Genomic DNA, 18,627 nt, shown 5'->3' with positions numbered 1-18,627 from the left:
ACTCATAGGATGACTGACTACAACAACAAAGCCGAGGTTCTTCCATGCGTAAACATTTGCTTCTTGCCGCCGCCATCGGCTGCGCCGGCGGCCTGGCCCAGGCCAGTACCTTTGCCTACATCTCGAGCCCCGAGGACGGCATGATTTCCCAGTACCGCCTGGACGAGAACACCGGATCGCTGACGCTGGTGCACCAGACTCACGCGGGCGACCAGGTCAACCCCATGGCCCTGAGCCCCGACGGATCGACCTTGTACGCCGCCCTTCGGGTCAAGCCGTTCCGCGTCATGGCCTATCGTATCGACCCGGCCAGCGGCAAACTGGACGCCGCCGTCGAGGCCCCGTTGGCGGCCAGCCTGGCCTACCTGAGCACCGATCGCAGCGGCCGCTACCTGATGGGGGCCTCCTATGGCGGCAATGTGCTGACCGTACAACCCATAGATGCCGAGCACCGCCCAAGCGAAGACATCAAGGTCTACCCGACCGGCCCCTACGCCCACTCAGTACGCAGCGACCCCAGCAACCGCTTCGTCTATGCAGGCAATCTGGGCGTGGACCAGGTGCTGCAGTTCACACTGGATGAAAGCAGCGGTGCCCTGGATCCCATCGGTAACGGCCATGCCTCGGTGACTGCCGGCAGCGGGCCGCGGCATATCGCATTCGCGCCAAGTGGGAAGTTTCTCTATGTGGTGGGCGAACTGAGCGGCACGGTCGACAGCTTTTCCATCGACGCGCAGACCGGCGCCCTGACCAAGGTCGCCCATGTCGAAGGCGTGCCCAAGTCGCTGAACCTGGTGCATGGCGAGATTCGCAATGCTGGCAACAACGACCTCAAGGATGATCCGACGCCACGTATCTGGGCTGCGGACATTCGCGTATCGCCTGACGGCCAACTGATCTACATCACCGAACGCACCACCAGTTCGGTCTCGGCGTTCAAGGCCGATCCCGCCAGCGGGACGCTGAGCTTCCAGGGCAACTACCCACTGCAGGAGAAGCAGCCGCGCAACATCGCCTTCTCGCCCAGCGGACGCTGGTTGCTGGTGACCGGGGAAAAGGCCGACAAGGTGGGCAGCTACGCCGTGGGCGCAGCGGGTGCGCTGACCCGTACGGCAGAAGCGCCTTCTGGCAAAGGCGCATTGTGGATCGAGATGTTGAACCTGCCGGGCGCTTGACCGGCTACTGCTTGATCGCCTGCTAGGCGCGCGTGCGGCCGATCCATTCGACCGCCGTGCGCCAGAAGCAGACACCCAGGAAGTACGCCGACATCAAGCTCCACAGACCCATGGCAACCGGGTTGCTGGCGGGGTGATTGAGGATCAGCACGAAGGTGCACAGCAGCCAGATCGACGTCACCGCGATGTTGACCGCCATGAAGCGACGAACTCGGAACGGGTGCAGGAACTTCATCTTGGTGACGGTCAGCAGCGCCAGCCCGATGACGGTGAGCAGCGCGATCCACGGCGACGGCGAGATGATGTACATGCACAGCGCCACAACGTTCCAGGCCGCGGGAAAGCCGACGAAGTAGTTGTCCTTGCTTTTCATGTTGACGTTGCAGAAACAGAACAACGACGACACCAGAATGATGCTGACGGTGATCAGCAAGGTGAATTCAGGCAGCGGAATGTAACGGTAAATGAACAGTGCCGGAATGAACACGTAAGTCAGGTAGTCGATCACCAGATCGAGTGTCGAGCCGTCGAAGTGCGGCAGCAACGACTGGGTATTGAGCTTGCGTGCCAGTGCACCGTCGACGCCGTCGACCACCAGCGCCAGGCCCAGCCACAGCAGGCAGATTTTCGGCTGGCCGTCGAACAGCGCCAATGTGGCAAGAAAGGCCAGCACCACGCCGGTGGCGGTGAAGCCGTGGGCGCCCCATGCTTTGAGCGTGGCCGAGGGTCTGATCAGTATCACGGGGTGTTCTCCAGGAAGTAGACGGGCCATGACAACCGCTGGCAGGTATCCACAGCATTGACCCGAAAGCGGCACAAGTAAACCAATGGGCCGCAGCTATCGACCGGGCGTGTGGGTGTAAGGTTCACGACTCGGTCAGCGTAAGTGTCACAGGTAACCCGGTGCGCTGCCAAGCGATTCACTGCATTGAAGTTTTTGTGGCGACGGACGTTGACCGCCGCGCGGCACCGCGGAGTAAGATGAAGCCGGTGTCCAACTGCCCCAGGACTGGGGAAGAACCGGTTTTTCACCCGCAGGACCAGCAGACCCAGCGCCCGGGCCAGACAGCCCGGCGCCGGTGAAGTCGCTCATTATCCGGATAGCGCGGCCCATGTGGCCGCGCTGCGTAGCGTTAAGGGAATATAGAATGGCCCCAAGAAATGTGATCAATGCGTCGGTCAGCCCCAAGGGCAGCCTGGAAACCCTCTCCCAGCGTGAAGTGCAGCAACTCAGTGCCGCCGGTTCAGGCAGCACCTATACCCTCTTTCGCCAGTGCGCCCTGGCCATTCTCAATACCGGCGCCCATGTCGACAACGCCAAGACCATCCTCGACGCCTATCGGGATTTCGAAGTACGCATCCATCAACAGGACCGTGGCGTGCGCCTGGAGCTGTTGAACGCGCCGGCGGATGCCTTCGTCGATGGCGAGATGATCGCCAGCACCCGCGAGATGCTCTTCAGCGCACTGCGCGACATTGTCTATACCGAAAGCGAACTGGACAGCCAGCGCATCGACCTGAGCGATTCCCAGGGCATCACCGACTACGTCTTTCATCTATTGCGCAACGCCCGCACCCTGCGTGCCGGCCTCGAGCCGAAGATGGTGGTGTGCTGGGGTGGGCATTCGATCAACTCGGACGAATACAAGTACACCAAGAAAGTCGGCCATGAACTGGGTCTGCGCCGGCTGGACATCTGTACCGGTTGCGGCCCTGGCGTGATGAAGGGGCCAATGAAAGGCGCCACCATTGCCCATGCCAAGCAGCGCATGAGCGGCGGGCGTTACCTGGGCCTGACCGAACCGGGCATCATCGCGGCGGAAGCGCCGAACCCGATCGTCAATGAGCTGGTCATTCTTCCGGATATCGAGAAGCGTCTGGAAGCGTTCGTGCGCGTGGGTCATGGGATCATCATCTTCCCTGGCGGCGCAGGTACGGCCGAAGAGTTTCTGTACCTGCTGGGCATTCTGATGCATCCGGACAACCAGGGCTTGCCGTTTCCGGTAATCCTGACCGGCCCGAAGAGCGCGCAGGCGTACCTGCAGCAGTTGGACCAGTTCGTCGTGGCGACCCTGGGCGAGGCGGCTCGGCAGCATTACCAGATCATCATCGACAACCCGGCCGACGTGGCTCGGGAGATGACCGAGTCGTTGAAGCAGGTGAAGCTGTTTCGCCGCGAACGCAACGACGCCTTTCACTTCAACTGGCTGTTGAAGATCGAGGAAAGCTTTCAGCGGCCGTTCGACCCGACCCACGCCAACATGGCTAACCTTGAACTCAGCCGCGCCCTGCCCCCGCATCAATTGGCGGCGAATTTGCGCCGGGCGTTTTCCGGGATCGTGGCGGGCAACGTGAAGGACAAGGGCATCCGTCTGATCGAAGAGCATGGCCCGTACCAGATCCGCGGTGATGCCGCGATCATGGAACCGCTGGACAAACTGCTGCAGGCGTTCGTCGAGCAGAACCGCATGAAACTGCCAGGTGGCGCAGCCTACGTGCCGTGCTACCGCGTAGTGACCTGACCCGCCCCCGCACGGCGGGAGCGGTCATCGGCCGCGAAACTTCCACCGCGCAATACCTGATACCCCGCCGCGCCCTTCGCGGCCACGGACCGCTCCTACGATTTGCACCCTGTAGGAGCGGTCATCGGCCGCGAAACTTCCACCGCGCAAGACCTGACACCCCGCCGCGCCCTTCGCGGCCACGGGCCGCTCCTACGATTTGCACCCTGTAGGAGCGGTCATCGGCCGCGAAACTTCCACCGCGCAATACTTGATACCCCGCCGCGCCCTTCGCGGCCACGGACCGCTCCTACGATTTGCACCCTGTAGGAGCGGTCATCGGCCGCGAAACTTCCACCGCGCAAGACCTGACACCCCGCCGCGCCCTTCGCGGCCACGGACCGCTCCTACGATTTGAACCCTGTAGGAGCGGTCATCGGCCGCGAAACCACCACCGCGCAATACCTGACACCCCGCCGCGAATCTTTCAGCCGTTTACTCAAGCCCAAGATTTCCACACAAACCTGTTGCGCATCCTGCGAGATGATTCTATCGTTATTCCACATCAACTATCGCATTGAGATAAACATGTCAGACATCGTGCTAGAAATAAAAGGGCCTGTCGCTGTCATCACCCTCAATCGTCCGGCCGTGCTGAATGCCTGGACCACGCCGATGCGTAACGAAATCATCGAAGCCTTGAACGGCTACGACACCGATCCGGCGATCAAGGCCGTGATCATGACCGGCGCTGGTGACCGCGCTTTTTCCGCAGGCCAAGACCTCTCCGAGGCCCATGATTTCGACGGTGACCGCGCCGTGGAATGGGTCGGCGAGTGGGAGCGCTACTACGCCACCTTGCGCGGGCTGTCCAAGCCACTGATCATCGCCCTGAATGGCACAGCGGCCGGTTCGGCGTTTCAGGTCGCGCTGCTGGGCGACATCCGCGTCGGTCACCCAGGGGTGCGCATGGGCCAGCCAGAGATCAACTCGGGCATCCCCAGCACTACGGGTCCGTGGATCATGAACAGCATGCTGGGCATGTCGCGCACCATCGAGCTGACACTGACTGGTCGTTTGATGAATGCCGATGAATGCAAGCAGATCGGTTTGATCCATCATCTGGTGCCGGCTGATCAGGTCATGAGCAAAGCCCTGGAAATCGCCCAAGAGCTGGCCGCCAAGCCCCCGATCGCCATGCGTCTGGACAAGCAGCGCTTCCGTGAAATGAGCGAGCCCGGCTTCAAGGATTGCATCGCAGCCGGCCGACGCCTGCAGAAAGAAGCATACGACTCCGGCGAGCCGCAGCGAATGATGGAAGCCTTCTTCAAGGCCCGCGCCAAGTAGGAGCGGTCATCGGCCGCGAACGCAACACCGCGCAGCACCTGACACACCGCACGGCGGCGGCCATGTACCTACCCCGGCTATTGCAACACTTTGACTGCCGACGTCCTGACTACCCAACGATCCATTCGTTTTCTGTAGGAGACTGTCATGCACACACCTTCCAACCCCGGGCGCCGTCGGCTGCTCAAGGCCGGCGCCACGGTCGCACTGGTCTGCGGCCTGCCCAGCGTGGTCCGCGCCGCCGATAAACAGATCATCGTCTCCGACCCCGGCGGTCCCTACACCGTGGCGTACCGCAAGGCTTTCTACGACCCCTTCGAAAAAGCCACCGGCATCAAAGTCATCAGCGTGGCACGGGAATCCCAGCCAGTGGCGCAATTCTCGGCCATGGTGAAAACCCGCAATTACGTGTGGGACGTCACCACCCTGACCATTTCCGCCGACATCCCCTACCTCGAAGCCCAGGGTTTCCTCGAACCCATCGGCTTGTCGGCGAGCGAATACCCCGACCTGCTTCCCGAAGCCATCACCGCCAACTTCCTGGGTGTCGACGTCTACTCCACGGTGCTGGCCTACCGCACCGACACCTTCAAGGACGGCAAGGGCCCGCAGAGCTGGGCGGATTTCTGGAACGTCGATAAATTCCCCGGCCGCCGCTGCCTGCGCCGCAGCCCGCTGGACACACTGGAACAGGCCCTGTTGGCGGACGGTGTCAGCCTCGACGCGCTGTACCCGCTGGACGTCGACCGCGCGTTCAAGAGCCTGGACAAGATCAAACCGCACATCGACCTGTGGTGGACCTCCGGCGCGCAAGCCATGCAGGCCATCCAGAGCGGCGAAGTCGACATGATCTCGGCCTGGAACGGCCGCGCCCAGGCCGCCATCGACAACGGCGCACCGGTGCAGATCGTCTGGAACCAGGGGCTCTATTCGATCGAAGGCTGGGCCATCCCCAAGGGGACGCCGCACGCCGACATGGCCAAACAGTTCGTGCGCTTCTGCGCCGATGCCAAGCGCCAGGCCGACTTCACCGACACCCTGGCCTACGGACCGACCAACCGCAAATCCTTCGAGTTCATCCCTGCGGAGCGCGCGGCGCTGCTGCCGACCGCCCCGCAGAACCTGGAAAACATGCGTCTGCCCAGCCCTGCCTGGTGGGCAGAGAACCGCACTGCCGTGACCGAGCGGTTCAACGCCTGGATCTTGTCGTAAGGGAGTCGATGCATGAGCGTGAAACTTGAAACCCGTGGCCTGGGCAAGACCTATGGTCAGTTCGTCGCCCTGCAACCCACCGATATCCAGGTGCGCGAAGGCGAGTTCCTGACCCTGCTCGGGCCTTCGGGCTCAGGCAAGACCACCCTGCTGCAGATGATCTCCGGGTTGGTTCCACCGGACAGCGGGCAATTGCTGATCGATGGCCAGGACGCGACCCACATCGCTCCAGGAAAGCGCGGCATCGGCCTGGTATTCCAGAGCTATGCGTTGTTCCCGCACATGAGCGTGCGCGACAACGTGGCGTACGGGCTGCGCATGCGCAAATACCCCAAGGCCGAGGTCAACCAGGCGGTCGACGCCGCCTTGGGCATGGTGCGCATGGAGGATTTCGCCCATCGCTACCCGAACGAACTGTCCGGTGGCCAGCAACAACGGATCGCCCTGGCCCGCTGCTTCGCCTACCGTCCCTCGATCATCCTGCTCGATGAGCCATTGGGCGCCCTGGACAAGAACCTGCGCGAGCACATGCAGCTGGAAATCCGCCGCATGCACAAGGAGCTGGGGGCTACGTTCATCTATGTCACCCACGACCAGGAAGAGGCGTTGACCCTGTCCGATCGCATCTGCCTGATGAACCGCGCGCGCATCGAACAGCTGGCCACGCCAGAAGAACTCTACGATCGCCCGGCGACCCGCTTCGCCGCCGAGTTCATCGGCCACTCCAATCTGCTCCAGGGCCAGCGCGACGGCACCGGCCACCTGCAGGTCGAAGGCCAACGGCTGGACCTGGCTGGCTGCGCCGGGCACCAGGCGCCGAGTGCCGGGACCGAAGCGTTCCTGCTCATCCGGCCCGAAGCCGCGCGCCTGACCGAACCCACTGCCGGCTTGCTGCAGGGCATCGTCGATGAATGCGTATTCCTGGGCAGCGACACCCGTGCTCTGGTCCGGCTGCCTTCGGGCAACCGCTTCAGTGTGCGCTGTTCCCGCGAGCTCAGTCCGCGCGTCGGCGATCGGGTTGGCATCACCTGGAATCCCGCACGGGCCACCCTGCTGCCCGCGCAGGCCACCTCATGAGCTGGCGCAAAGGCCTGATTCCGGCCATCCCCGCCCTGCTTTTCCTGGCACTGTTCTTTCTGCTGCCGGTGGCGGAAATGCTCATGGGCAGTTTCCAGAACGCCAGCGGCGAGCTGAGCCTGGGCAATTTCGAACGGATCGCCTCGACCCCGGTGTACGCCCGCGTGCTGGGCATTACCTTCTGGATCTCGGCGCTGACGGCCGTGCTGTCGGTGCTGCTCGCGTACCCCGTGGCCTACTTGCTCACTCGGCTCTCGCCCATGGGTCGCGAGCGTTGGCTGTTGTGGATCATGCTGCCGTTCTGGACCAGCTACCTGGTCAAGACCTATGCCTGGATGCTGCTGCTGTCACGCAAGGGCCTGCTGACCACGCTCGCCGCCGACGTGCTGGACAACCCGTCCGGCCTGGTGCCCGCACTTTCGGGGGTGCTGATCGGCATGGTCCACTCGATGCTGCCGCTGGCGGTGATCACCCTGCTGCCAATCATGCGCAGCATCGACCAGCGCCTCGCGCCGGCCGCACAGACACTGGGCGCCAGCGGTTCGATGAGCTTCTTCAGCATCTTCCTGCCCCTGTCGGCCCCCGGCATCGCCGCTGCGGGTCTGCTGGTGTTCATTACCAGCCTGGGGTTTTTCATCGTGCCTGCGCTGCTGGGTTCGCCACGGGAAATGATGGTGGCGCAGTTGGTGATTTCCTCGGTGCTCGACCTGTTCGACATGAACTTCGCCGGTGCCCTGTCGGTGGTCCTGCTGGCCTGCTCGCTGGTGGTGTTCGTGATCTACGACCGCATCGCCGGGCTGTCGTCGCTCGGCGGCGAGGCGCCCAAGGAACGTCAGTCCGGAATGGGCCTGCAGATTCTGATCTGGCTGGGGCATCGCTTTTCGGGCCGGGGCAAAGCGCCGCGGCGCAGTGGCGATGGAGCACTGTTGACCGGTTACAGCGTGCTGCTGGTCATGCTGCTGATTCTGCCCGTGCTGGTGGTCGTTCCGCTGGCATTCACCAGCAGCCCGTTCATTGCCTTCCCGCCCAAGCTGTTCAGCTTGAAATGGTTCGAGGAGTTCTTCACGTCCGCCGTATGGCAGGCGGCCCTGTTCCGCTCGCTGGGCGTCGGGGTGGCCACCGCACTGCTGGCGCTGGTGTTGGGCTTCGGTGCGACCCTGGCCTTGACCCGGGTAAGCGCGGGTTGGCGCAAGGGCCTGTTCGCACTGTTCATCGCCCCGCTGATCGTGCCGCGCATCGTGATTGCCCTGGGCTTGCTGTACCTGTTTTCCAGGCTCGGCCTGGCGGGCAAGGACATCGGCCTGGTGCTGGGCCACACGGTACTGGCCCTGCCCTATGTGGTAGTCACCCTGTCGGCTGCGTTCAAGCAGTACGACTGGCGCCTGGACGATGCCGCGCGGATTCTCGGCGCCGGTGCGTTCACGCGACTGCGCACCGTGACCCTGCCGCTGATGTCGGCGAGCCTGGTCTCCGCGTTCCTGCTGGCCTTCATCACTTCGTTCGACGATCTGACCATCGCCATCTTCGTCAGTGGCGGCATCAATACCACCTTGCCCAAACAGATGTGGGACAGCATCCAACTGGCACTTACCCCCACCCTGGCTGCGGTTTCCACCACCTTACTGGTGTTCATCGTGCTGTTTGCCGTGATTGCCCAATGGGTATCGCGGCGTTCCACTTCCAAACGTCAAGGGCTCTGAACGATGCATCCATACACTCGCTTCTTCCCGCATCGCATCAGCCACGATCAGCTCACCACCGCGCCGTTGATCCATGCCGGCCTGCTGATCGACGACCACGCCGTGCGCGTCACCTTCGAGGGCCGATCGCTCGCTACCCTGGAGTTGCGCCAACGGGTCGCAGCCTTGCAGCAGGTATTGGCTGACCGGGGCTTGCGCGCCGGACACAGGGTTGCGGTCATGCTGGGCAACAGCGACGACCAGATCGTGCTGATCTACGCATTGATCCTCAGCGGGCTGGTGTGGATTCCGATCAACACCAAGCTGCGCGGCCCTGGCCTGGACTACCCGTTCGAGCACGCGCGTCCGGACCTGGTGGTCGGCGACGCCGAATTTGCCGAGCGTCTGGCGGACAGCGCCGCCGCGCAGTTGACCTATGTCGGCATCGACGTGCTGCACGAGCAGGCCCTGGCCTACCCGGCAGCGAAGCTGCGGCTCGAGGACAGCGCGGCCGATGCCACGCTCTGCGTGATCTACACCTCCGGCACCACCGGCGCGCCCAAGGGTGTGGTGTTCACCCACCGCATGCTGCGCATTGCCAGCGAGGCGGTTCTGCAGGTGGCCGATGTCAAGGCAGGTGACCGGCTGCTGTTGTGGGAGCCGCTGTGCCACATCGGCGGCGCGCAGATGCTGCTGATGCCGTTTCTGGCCGAAGTCAGCCTGAACGTGGTTCGACGCTTTTCCGCCAGCAAATTCTGGGCGCAGTGCGTGCAAGTGCAGGCGACCCAGTTGCATTACCTGGGCGGGATCATCGATATCCTCATGCAGCAGCCCGCCGAGCAGTGGCCTGCCCGGCATAGCCTGCGTACCCTTTGGGGTGCGGGTGTGAGCCTGACCAATTGGGCGGCGATCGAGCAACGTTTCGGTTGTCCTCTGCGCGAGTGCTACGGCATGACCGAGTGTTCCAGTTTCGCCACCTTGAACCGTACCGGCAAGCCGGGATCGATCGGTCGCGCGTTGCCCTGGCTGAGCGTGGAACTGCTGGATAGCGACGGTACACCGGTCGAAGCGGGGCAACTGGGCGAAATCGTGCTGTCCAGTGAAGTCGAGGGCGTTTTCCTGCCCGGCTATCTGGACAATCCCGAAGCCACGGCGGGCGCCTTGCGCAAGGGCCGGCTGTTCACCGGTGACATGGCACGCAGGGATGCCGAAGGCGATCTGTTCTTCGTCGGCCGCCGCACCGACAGCATGCGCGTGCGTGGCGAAAACGTTTCGGCCTGGGAAGTCGAACGGGTGTTCAGCGCCCATCCTGCGGTGAAAGCCTGCGCAGCGCTGGGCGTCGAATCGGCGGTGGGCGAGCAGGAGATTCTGCTGTACGTGCAACTGGAGGCCGGCACAGTTGCGCAGTGGCCGGCTTTGCGCGAATGGGCTGCGCTGCGCTGCGCGTCCTATCAACTGCCGCGCTACTATCGGCAAGTCGAGCAATTCGAGCTGACGCCCAGCGAGCGCATCAAGAAGCATCTGTTGTCCAGGGACGTCGGTAACGCCTGGGACAGTCACGGTTGAACGACTGGCTATAAGCGGCCTGTGCGGTAACGGTTTAGTGAATAGCGATAGAAAGTGCCGGGTAACTGCCGGATAATCGGTTTTTTCACCAATGTGTTGCGTTCATGGCCAGTACTCCGAAGAAACCCCCTGCCGACCCAACGGCCTCCTCGCTCTACGTGCAGTCCGTCGACAAGGCCATGAAAGTGCTCATGGCCTTCGACGGCAGCCAGCGTCAGTTGTCGCTGTCCGACATCGCCGGGTTGACCGGCATGGACCTCAGTGCCGCACAGCGCTTCACTCATACGCTGGCAACCCTGGGCTACCTGAACAAGGACAGCAGCAAGAAGTACGAGCTATCGCCGCGACTGCTGGACTTCACCTACCATTACCTGACGTCCAGCGAACTGGTCACCCGTGCCGCGCCCTACCTGCAGCAGTTGAGCGCGGACACCGAAGAGGCAACCAACCTGACGGTGCTCGACGGTACCGACATCGTTTACGTACAGCGAATCGTCAGCCGGCACGTGTTCAATGCCAGCGTCATCATCGGCACCCGCTTGCCGGCCTGGTGCACCGCGCCGGGCCAGGCGCTGCTGGCGACCTACAGCGACGACGAGGTAAACGATATCTTCGACCGCAGCCAGTTCGTCCAGCACACCCCGGCCACCATCACCGACCGCGGGCAGATCTGGGCCAGCATCGAGCAGATTCGCCAGCGCCGCTATGCGCATACCGAAGACCAGTTTTTCTATGGCGACGTGTCGACGGCGGCGGCCATCGTCGATGGCAATGGCCGGGGCATCGGTGCGGTGAACCTTGCGGTATCCCGCTCACGCTGGGTGCCGGAGCGCGACAGCAAACGCTATGCAGACCTGGTAATCAGCGCGGCGTCGTCTATTTCGGTCAAGCGCAAGGTTTGAGTTTCAATCGAAGACGGCATCGTGCCGTTCGCGGCCGCAATTTGGAGCTTCCTGGCCTGATTGGCACTGGCAGTGCGCCGGTCTTGTTCCGCTTACCAAAGGATTCCTATAGAAAATGCCCCATGAGGGGCCTACAGAAACAGGCAGCGAAGATATCAGTAGAAAATGCCCAAGAGCTCGCCTCGGTCTACGAATTGACCCGAGTCGCGTAGAACTTGCTCCAAAAGGACGGGTCGCGAGATGCTTTCTTGGCGTACAAGGGATCGGAGCAGTATGCATCTTTTAAACGTAGTGATCCCTGCGCTCGCCTTTCCGCTTCCTGCAAGGTTATGACCCCAGCTTCCAAGAACTGGCTCCAATAGCTGTCTGCCTTCAAAATGTCGGAAGGTTTTCGCGTGGAAGTCGTAATGGGCATGAGCCACCTCCGGTACAACGTTTTCTAAGGACACGATTACAGTGTCAATCATGGACTGGATGTTGTCTAGCGTCTGTCCCCTGACCCAGGTCAGAGGAGGAACGCCCAATCTCTCATTACCGCTGATCTGATCAGGGTGAGGAGCAATGTGATCTGTACTGCCGTACTTGATAGCAGAGCATAACATGTTGTCGAGCCGTCTACGGAGCGCGAGGTCGGACAACCCGTCGGGATCCCCTACAAAGGTGTGGCCTGTGTTAAAGGCAAAGGTTGCGACCCCTGCGTAGATCGCAGATCCACCGAGACCTGGGCTGCTTTCAGAGACATCAAGCCAAACCTCCATGGCATTCACGTAAACGTTAAAGAAGATATCTCGTTTGGAGGTTGTGTAAGCGAAATCGAATCTGTGAGTATCCGGCCTGTCATCTACAGCGTAGACGCCATCGAGGATCGATCCTGGCATGAAACGCTCCATGATCGCCTTGATGTTCGTTTCGTCTGATCTGGGGTTGAAGAACAAACCGTCATCCTGAGCCAGTGTCAGGAGCCACTCGACTGCAAACGTACTGTTTTCACTATCAGCCATTTCCGACACGCTTTTCCGATTAGGACTGTTGGTCAGTAGTCGCAAACGCTCTAGCGCCCGGGGCTCCATCGACCTTCCTGGACGCCCGCACAGGCATCCCTCGTCAAAATTTCCGGTGATGATAATGCCACTTGCAGAGAAGATGAGGTAGTTCCGACCCGAATGGCTGGTTTCCGAGAGACTGTAGTGCTGAGCGAATGGAAAAGAGCATTCCTGGGTGATCCAGCCAGCCGGTGCATATGAGGAAGATGGCACGCCCCGGTTTAAGGGACTTCGCTTCCATCATCTTCTTACCCAGCATCGGCTGCAATTCGCGGATCTGCTTGAGCAGGCGCTAGCCCTTCATTGAATTGATGCGGTCGCCGCCAGTTGTATCGCTCCATCAGGAGTCGGTGGATATTCTGCTGCACTAGTGCACCACTCATGTAGCCAACCGTCGATGCCAACAGGTCGTCATGTGATGTGCAATTTCCTACACTGACCAACGACAGGATTCCGTCCTGATATAACTTGGCCATAGAAACAGCTGGTTGGCGTTGATCTCGCTGCGGCAATGATCCACTGCGATGTTTTTCATGTTTCACACCGTCATCCCCCTGCAACATCACTGTCTTAATCTGCGAGGCTTCCCGACCCGGTGAGCCGCCATGCGCCGTCTGCTTCTCATTCTGTGCATCCTGAGCCTGGGCATGAACCTGAGTGCGGGCGCCCATGCCGATTCGGTCACCTTGCGCATCCAGGGCTCCAACACCATGGGGGCGGTGCTGGTTCCGGCACTCATACGCGGCCTGCTCGAAGCCCGCGGCTTGCATGATATCCAGACGCGCAGCCCATCGCCCGGCGAACAACTCGTTATCGCCCAGACCCAGGACGGCACTTCGCTGCGTTTCGAAGTCGGCGCCCACGGCTCCCGCACAGGCTTCGACAGCCTCTTGGCCGGGCAAGCCGATCTGGCCGCCTCCTCCAGACCCATCAATGACCAAGAGCGCAGCCGACTGGCATCCCTGGGCGACCTGGCCAGCTTCGGCGCCGAACATGTGATCGCCATCGACGGCGTGGCCGTGATCGTCCATCCCGACAACCCCCTGCGGCAGCTGACCACCCGCCAGCTTGCCCAGGTATTCAGCGGCGAAATCCACGACTGGAACGTATTAGGTGGCCGTGGCCCGATCCATGTTCTGGCCCGCGATGACCGCTCGGGCACATGGGAAACGTTTCGCGCCCAGGTACTGACCCCGCATGCCAAGCGCCTGACGGCCGATGCGGTCAGGCTCGAATCCAGCGAGCAGCTGTCGGATCGGGTCAGCGCCGATCGTTACGCCATTGGCTTCATCGGCTTGGCTTCGGTGCGCAATGCCCGCGCGCTGGCCATTGCCGATGGCGACAGTCGGTTCATGGCACCTACCATCAGCCTGATCGCAACCCAGGACTACCCCTTGAGCCGAAGGCTGTACATGTACAGCCCGCCAATGCGCCCATCGCCATGGGCCGACGCATTGATTGCTTTCGCGCAGAGCGAACCGGGGCAGGCAATCGTTGCCCAGCAAGGCTTCGTGGCGCAAACGGTGCAAGCCATGACTGTCCCTGTCTCGCCCGACATGCCTGCGCTGTACCGGCAATTGGCCCGTGAGGGCCGGCGCCTGTCGGTGAGTTTCCGTTTTGCCGAAGGCAGCGCGACCTTGGATAACAAGGCTTTGGCCGACGTGGTAAGGGTGCAGGATTACCTGCGCCGCCATCACCTGCTGCAGAACAAGACCACACTGGTGGGGTTCGGTGATGCCAAGGATGATTCCGCCCGTGCGGTGCTGTTGTCGCGGCTACGCGCCATGGCGGTACGCCGGGAGCTGGCCAAGGCGGACGTGGTGTTCCGCGATATCCAGGGCTTCGGAGCGCAACTGCCGGTGGCGACCAACGAGGTCGACGAAGGGCGGATCAAGAACCGTCGGGTGGAGGTCTGGGTTAGCCCATGACTAAAGGCACGATGCCGTGGCCGATGGCAGACACAAAGTGTTACCGGTGATGCGAGAGCGGGGGCAGATTCGGGTAACAAGGGAACAAATCTGCGTCACTCTGTCGCACACAGCCCTCTCAATAAATGCAAATCATTGATTATAAACGAGTTGTAAAAGTTGGCACGCACCCTGCTATGTCATACGTACAACAATAACAACAACGCGATAAACCAATAACAACAAGATGAAACGACTCTGACATAACAAGAACAAACGCGACAGAGACGTAGCTAACAGATTTTTTTGGAGAGGAAATGCTTTTCAGGGGCTTGCCCCGCAGCCAGGTAGAGAACAACAAAACTACGCTCAGTAGCTACCCACTGGTTGGATCGATGATAAAGGCAGATCAGCGCTCAAAAAAATACGTTTGCTCTTGACCCCGCTTGGGGGTCGCACAACAAGCGACAAGGGCCACGACTGACAAATACAACAACAGGTCGCCCCTCAATAATAAAAAAGAGCATGCAACACACCCTTGAGGGGAGCCCAGGCTCCCCTCAGTGCTTTCCGCGATCTGGCTGTGCAAGCCCTGGCGTGTATCACACACCCGGGCTTGCAAGCGGTCAGATCGGCGAGGCACTCACCACACGCAGGGCCAGACCCTCGTACGGATCCAGGGTAATGGTGAATTCGCCGGCTTCGGTCAAATCGCCCTCCACCCGCTCGTTGATGATGTCTACCACTGGGCCCGCAGCGATACCGGGCAGATGCAACGTCTCCACAATCGGTTCATTGCTGAAGTTCAACGCGGTGATCTGCGTACCCTTGCCGGCAGGCAACTCGTGCACCATCAGCAACAGGCCAGGGTGTTGCACATCCGGGATCAGGATTTGCTTGCTCGCGGCGATGTCATAGGCACGGCGCACAGCCAGAATCTTTTTCAGCTGCGAAGCGAAGCTGTCTGGACGCTGCAGTTGGTCGACCAGGTTGCCATAGAGGGTTTTCGGACAGGGCATGTTGCCCGCAGAAAATTCAGCCTCAGGGTCGAGCCCTACGAGGTCGTAGGCGCCGCGATGGATCCAGCGCGTGTCACCGTCTTCCATCAAGTGAGCGACCTGCTCGGCCGGCAAGGTCAGCGCACCGACCAAATCCCAGCCCGACAGCGCGAACACGCCGGGTTGCATGGCGTTGTACATCACCAGCAGCAAATGAATGTGCTGGATCTGCTTGATGTCCTGATCGGTGATCGCCTCAAGATCGCGGATGCCCAGCGCCGCCGTGATGATACTGGCAGTGGTGCAGGACACCCCGTTGGTGACGAATTTCAGGTTGTAGGGTGCATGCTCGCCGGCCAGACGCTCGTACATTTCCTCGCGGATGTGCTCGCGCAGAATATTGCCGGGGAAAGTCTGCCCTTGGTACAGATAGGTATCGTGGGCATGCAGCGTCCAGAAGTGCACCAGTTCGAGGGTCAGCTCGTCGTGGTTCTGCAAGGCGTGAATCAACGAGGCCGGATCGATACCGAAGGCATGCACCTGACGCAGCATGAGGCGCAGGAACTCGGTATTGCCCAACAGCAGCGCGTGTTGGTAGGCGGGGCGCGTGATGAAATCGTAGGACAGGTCCGCGCCGCCATGGGACATCGAGGCGATATCGTCAATAGTGAGGTTCAGTTCCTGGAAGCTGAAACCACCGGCCTTGCGAATGGCGCCACCTAGCAGCTGGTTGCCGTTCACCGACAACGGGTGGCTTTCCGACCAGGCCGGACCTTCGGCACGACGCTCGACGCCGAGGAAACCGTTGGCGTCCAGACGCAGGATGCGCGCGCCCATGACGTCGATGGAATGCAGGGCATCACCGATGATCATCTGCTGCGCGGCAAAGGTCGGGTCCAGCCAGTTCAGCGATGGCTGGCCTTCCTTGAAGTAGTGCAGGTAGACCCAGCGCCGCGCCTTGCCGTCCACGCCAACCACCACCGGGGTCGCACTCCAGTCGGTTTCCTTGACGCCGGGTTCGAAGAAAATCACACGTTGCAACTGACCAACGATGTAGTGCTTTTCCTTGAGGATGTCGCAGACTTCCGGGGTCAGGTTGATCGCGTCGCGCCCAGCCGGCACTTCAGGCAACAGGCCCCAGTCTTCTTCCTTGATCTCGACCATGTGGTAGAGACCTGGATAGTCGGCATGGGCCATTTCGGCCAGGCGGAAATCCGCGCCTTTGCCGGTGTGCGAAGGGATCGCGTCGTCGATGACCACGGCGTTGTGCGCTGCAGCCATGCGGCTGAGCTGGATCATGTCCGCTTCGGTACCCAGCTCGGGGTCGATGTCGAAGCTCATGCGGTCGAAGTTGCCATCGACGCTGGGCGTGCGATCACGTCCACGCAGGCCGCCGGACAGTTTCAACGGGCCGTTGTGAATACCTTGGATGCCGATCTCGGACAACGCGTGCCACAGGGTTTCATCACCCAAGGCCTGCAATACCGAGCCTTCCTCGCGGGTGACGATGGAAGCTGGGTAGGCCGTGAACCAGACCGAAGCAATGGCTGATGCATCCCGAGGTCGGGCCTGGGCGTAGGGTCGTTGCCACAGCCGAGCCTGTCCGGCATACAGCTTGGCGCGCTGTTTGGCCGTATGCAGCATGGACTGGTCGACCAGCCATTGGATGTAGTCCTTGTCCGGCGTCGTCATCGTTACTTGCCCTCGAAAAGTGTCCTACAGTAAGAGTACGACGGAGGGTTATCGTTGCATCCGTCGAGGATTTCCCTGAAGGCGCCACGCTGATCTGATCCGATGAACGGTATAAAGCATTGTGCCATCAGGCCGATACAGCAATTGGCAGGGGATCATCCCTGCGCGGGCGATCAACAGGAGAGACCCATGATTACCTTTCTGCTGGGCTGGTGCGCACTTTCCGTACTCGGGACCTTCGTTTTCGTGGGGCTGATACGGGCAGACAAGCGACGAGAAGTACAGGCCATGGAAAATGCGCGCACGCAGTTCCAACGCATTTCTTTTCAGACGCATCTGGCGAGCTGAAATCGCAAGGCTTGACCTGAGGCACGCAGAGTCGACGCGCAAGGCTCGACACTGATGAAGATGCCGCTCGAACGAGCGGCTAAGGGATGCAGGGCAAGCAGGCCGCCAGGTGCCGGCCTGCCCCTAAGATCAGACCTTGACGATCCAACCCTGTGGAGCTTCCACGTCACCGGACTGGATACCGGTCAACTCCTTGTAGAGGCGTTGCGTGAATGGGCCCACTTCTTCCTGGCTGAAGAACACGTGCAGCTTGTCCTGGTATTCGATTCCTCCGATCGGGGTAATCACTGCCGCGGTGCCGCAGGCGCCCGCTTCCTTGAACTGGTCGAGCTGATCGATCAGCACATCACCTTCGATCACTTTCAAGCCCAGGCGTGATTGCGCCAGTTCAATCAACGACAGACGGGTGATGCCAGGCAGCACGGACGGTGATTTCGGGGTCACGAATTCATCGTTGCGGGTGATCGCGAAAAAGTTCGCCGAGCCCACTTCTTCGATTTTGGTGTGGGTCTGGGGGTCCAGGTAGATACAATCGGCAAAGTTTGCCTTCTTGGCATTGGAACCCGGCATCAGGCTGGCGGCGTAGTTGCCGCCCACCTTGGCGGCACCGGTGCCGTTGGGCGCGGCGCGGTCGTAGCCGGAAATGACGAAGTTGTGCGGTTTCATGCCACCTTTGAAGTAAGGGCCGACCGGAATGCAGAAAATCGAGAAGATGAACTCGGGCGCAGTGCGCACGCCGATGTTGTCACCTACGCCGATCACGAACGGACGCAGGTACAGGGCGCCGCCTGAACCATAGGGCGGAATGAAGCGCTCGTTGGCGGCGACCACCTGGCGGCAGGCGTCGATGAACACCTCGGTGGGGACTTGCGGCATCAACAGGCGACCACAGCTGCGCTGCATGCGCAGGGCGTTCTGGTCAGGGCGAAACAGATTGATCGAACCATCCTTGCAACGGTAGGCCTTGAGGCCCTCGAAGCACTGCTGTCCATAGTGAAGCGCGGTGGAGCCTTCACTGATGTGCAGCACGTTGTCTTCGGTCAGGTTGCCCTGATCCCATTCACCGTCGCGCCAGTGCGACAGGTAGCGCAGGTCGGTCTTGATGTAGTCGAAACCCAATTTGTCCCAGTTGATGCTTTCGTGACCCATGACACCCTCTACCCTTTGGCGATCGCCTGAA

15 protein-coding genes are annotated in these 18,627 nt (G+C 61.2%); 10 read left to right on the top strand and 5 right to left on the bottom strand.

All coding sequences use genetic code 11. From position 1 onward, the window contains the following. The first annotated feature begins 44 nt into the window (after positions 1 to 44). Positions 45 to 1,175 (top strand): lactonase family protein, encoded by a 1,131-nt coding sequence (locus IFT57_RS10830; protein WP_192151374.1) that lies wholly within the window; start codon positions 45 to 47, stop codon positions 1,173 to 1,175. A 22-nt stretch (positions 1,176 to 1,197) separates the two neighbouring features. Here the strand turns inward: IFT57_RS10830 and pcsA are convergent, their stop codons facing one another. Continuing rightward, the gene (gene pcsA, locus IFT57_RS10825) at positions 1,198 to 1,917 is read right to left on the bottom strand and encodes a phosphatidylcholine synthase (RefSeq protein ID WP_342030340.1); all 720 of its coding nucleotides are present in this window, start codon (positions 1,915 to 1,917) and stop codon (positions 1,198 to 1,200) included. Positions 1,918 to 2,323: 406 nt separating this feature from the next. Between pcsA and ppnN the strand changes: the two genes are divergently transcribed. The 7 genes from ppnN to IFT57_RS10790 all read left to right on the top strand — a co-directional run bounded on the left by ppnN (position 2,324) and on the right by IFT57_RS10790 (position 11,459). Beyond that, the gene (gene ppnN, locus IFT57_RS10820) at positions 2,324 to 3,697 is read left to right on the top strand and encodes a nucleotide 5'-monophosphate nucleosidase PpnN (protein ID WP_122715261.1); all 1,374 of its coding nucleotides are present in this window, start codon (positions 2,324 to 2,326) and stop codon (positions 3,695 to 3,697) included. 567 nt (positions 3,698 to 4,264) lie between these two features. Further along, positions 4,265 to 5,023: an enoyl-CoA hydratase/isomerase family protein gene (locus tag IFT57_RS10815; RefSeq protein WP_192151372.1), complete on the top strand. Its 759-nt coding sequence runs from the start codon at positions 4,265 to 4,267 to the stop codon at positions 5,021 to 5,023. Between the two features lie 147 nt (positions 5,024 to 5,170). Beyond that, positions 5,171 to 6,235: an ABC transporter substrate-binding protein gene (locus tag IFT57_RS10810; RefSeq protein ID WP_192151371.1), complete on the top strand. Its 1,065-nt coding sequence runs from the start codon at positions 5,171 to 5,173 to the stop codon at positions 6,233 to 6,235. Between the two features lie 12 nt (positions 6,236 to 6,247). After that, complete coding sequence (locus IFT57_RS10805; protein WP_192151370.1) at positions 6,248 to 7,312, top strand: ABC transporter ATP-binding protein; 1,065 nt, start codon at positions 6,248 to 6,250, stop codon at positions 7,310 to 7,312. Further along, a complete protein-coding gene (locus IFT57_RS10800) occupies positions 7,309 to 9,012 on the top strand; it encodes an ABC transporter permease subunit (RefSeq protein WP_192151369.1) in 1,704 nt (567 codons plus the stop codon). Before IFT57_RS10805 ends, IFT57_RS10800 begins: the two co-directional genes overlap by 4 nt. A 3-nt stretch (positions 9,013 to 9,015) precedes the next feature. After that, entirely contained in the window at positions 9,016 to 10,557 is a 1,542-nt protein-coding gene (locus IFT57_RS10795; protein WP_192151368.1) for an AMP-binding protein, read from the top strand. Between the two features lie 104 nt (positions 10,558 to 10,661). After that, positions 10,662 to 11,459: an IclR family transcriptional regulator gene (locus tag IFT57_RS10790; RefSeq protein WP_199868828.1), complete on the top strand. Its 798-nt coding sequence runs from the start codon at positions 10,662 to 10,664 to the stop codon at positions 11,457 to 11,459. 155 nt (positions 11,460 to 11,614) lie between these two features. Here the strand turns inward: IFT57_RS10790 and IFT57_RS10785 are convergent, their stop codons facing one another. Together IFT57_RS10785 and IFT57_RS27245 are read right to left on the bottom strand one after the other, a co-directional pair. Then, the gene (locus IFT57_RS10785; RefSeq protein WP_192151367.1) at positions 11,615 to 12,460 is read right to left on the bottom strand and encodes a hypothetical protein; all 846 of its coding nucleotides are present in this window, start codon (positions 12,458 to 12,460) and stop codon (positions 11,615 to 11,617) included. A gap of 290 nt (positions 12,461 to 12,750) precedes the next feature. After that, the gene (locus IFT57_RS27245; protein WP_192151366.1) at positions 12,751 to 13,044 is read right to left on the bottom strand and encodes a hypothetical protein; all 294 of its coding nucleotides are present in this window, start codon (positions 13,042 to 13,044) and stop codon (positions 12,751 to 12,753) included. A gap of 105 nt (positions 13,045 to 13,149) precedes the next feature. Between IFT57_RS27245 and IFT57_RS10775 the strand changes: the two genes are divergently transcribed. Further along, positions 13,150 to 14,430 carry a substrate-binding domain-containing protein gene (locus IFT57_RS10775; RefSeq protein ID WP_244657319.1) on the top strand — a complete coding sequence of 427 codons (1,281 nt, stop codon included), beginning with the start codon at positions 13,150 to 13,152 and terminating at the stop codon, positions 14,428 to 14,430. 605 nt (positions 14,431 to 15,035) lie between these two features. On the opposite strand, the gene treS is transcribed toward IFT57_RS10775, so the two are convergent. Next, positions 15,036 to 17,099 (bottom strand): maltose alpha-D-glucosyltransferase, encoded by a 2,064-nt coding sequence (gene treS / locus IFT57_RS10770; protein WP_192151364.1) that lies wholly within the window; start codon positions 17,097 to 17,099, stop codon positions 15,036 to 15,038. A 189-nt stretch (positions 17,100 to 17,288) separates the two neighbouring features. On the opposite strand from treS, the gene IFT57_RS10765 reads away from it, so the two are divergent. After that, a complete protein-coding gene (locus tag IFT57_RS10765; RefSeq protein ID WP_192047161.1) occupies positions 17,289 to 17,447 on the top strand; it encodes a hypothetical protein in 159 nt (52 codons plus the stop codon). A 129-nt stretch (positions 17,448 to 17,576) separates the two neighbouring features. On the opposite strand, the gene IFT57_RS10760 is transcribed toward IFT57_RS10765, so the two are convergent. After that, complete coding sequence (locus IFT57_RS10760) at positions 17,577 to 18,596, bottom strand: branched-chain amino acid aminotransferase (protein ID WP_122715253.1); 1,020 nt, start codon at positions 18,594 to 18,596, stop codon at positions 17,577 to 17,579. Positions 18,597 to 18,627: the final 31 nt, after the last annotated feature.

This window comes from Pseudomonas sp. CFBP 13719, from assembly GCF_014842095.1.
Taxonomy (GTDB): Bacteria; Pseudomonadota; Gammaproteobacteria; order Pseudomonadales; family Pseudomonadaceae; genus Aquipseudomonas.
Note: the sequence above shows the minus strand (reverse complement) of the source record. Positions and strands in the feature narration are given on the sequence as shown.